This is a genomic window from Bradyrhizobium valentinum (genome assembly GCF_001440405.1).
Lineage (GTDB): Bacteria > Pseudomonadota > Alphaproteobacteria > Rhizobiales > Xanthobacteraceae > Bradyrhizobium > Bradyrhizobium valentinum.
In genome coordinates, this window is record NZ_LLXX01000095.1 from 28,732 (window position 1) to 29,074 (window position 343).

Annotated in this window: 1 protein-coding gene; it reads left to right on the forward strand. The window is 67.1% G+C overall.

Annotation, left to right across the window (positions count from 1 at the left end):
- Window positions 1-343 (forward strand): amidohydrolase family protein (locus CP49_RS47300; protein ID WP_245310690.1); only part of this gene is annotated, 343 nt, incomplete at both ends.

The following is a 343-nucleotide window of genomic DNA, read 5'->3' on the forward strand; positions in this document are numbered from 1 at the left end:
GGTCACTGGAGCCGGGTGAGCTTCGCGAAGCGGTTGCAGCCGCGCGGCGCATGAAGTTGCGGCTGCACAGCCATCTGTCGGAGACGTCGGACTATGTCGACTTCTGCATGTCGGTGCATGGCAAACGCCCGGTGCACTGGCTTGCCGACCACGATTGGCTCGGCCCCGATATTTGGTACGCGCATATGGTACATCTCGACGATGACGAGGTGAAGATTCTCGCCGACACCGGCACCGGCATGGCGCACTGCCCGCAGTCGAACTGCCGGCTCGGCTCCGGTGTCGCGCCAGCCGACGCCCTCGCCGCGCTCGGCGGCGCGGTGTCGCTGGGCGTCGACGGTGC